Below are 637 nucleotides of genomic sequence, written 5' to 3' on the forward strand. Positions count from 1 at the left end.
ATCCATTCGATCTGGTCGGCGAACACGTTCGGCGTCGCGGCCTCGACGGTGGCGGGCAGGTTCACGATCATCTTGTGATCGCGCGTCGGCCGCCACGTCTGCGCGACGGCGTCGCAGACCTCGCGCGCGAACGGCAGCTCGGTCATGCTGAACGTCTCGGGCGAGTACTGGAACGTCCAGTGGGTGGCGGGGCGCGCCTGCGCGTGCGCCTTGATGATCCGCGTGCCGTCCACCGCGAGCGCCTTCACGTCGTCCTGCGACATCCCGAACACGATCCGGCGGAACGCGTCGGAGAAGCGCGAGATCCGTGCGACGAGCGCGGTCGACAGCGGCTGGCGCAGCTTGTGGCGATCGATGCCGATCGCGATCATCGCGCCGATGCTCATCCCGAACAGCACGTGCCCGACGCCGCGCGCGACGCTCTTGCCGCCTTGCTGCAATTGATCCATGTGCCGGTTCATCAGGCCGGCGGCCTTCGCGCGCATCTGCTCGGCGTCGACGGGCAGCAGGTTCGAGATCCACTCGGGCGTGGGCGTGCGCGCCTGATCGACGATCTGCATCACCTGGCCGAGCAGGTTCTGCGCGTTCGGTACCGTGTGCTCGAAATGCTCGATGACCGCGATCGTGAGGCCCGCGA

At 67.8% G+C, this 637-nt stretch carries 1 pseudogene; it reads right to left on the reverse strand.

Annotation, left to right across the window (positions count from 1 at the left end):
* Nucleotides 1-623 (reverse strand): annotated as a pseudogene (locus tag J5M67_RS27365) (hypothetical protein); the annotation flags it as partial.
* Nucleotides 624-637 lie beyond the last annotated feature (14 nt).

The organism is Pseudomonas sp. 30_B (assembly GCF_017491605.1).
Taxonomy (GTDB): Bacteria; Pseudomonadota; Gammaproteobacteria; order Pseudomonadales; family Pseudomonadaceae; genus Pseudomonas.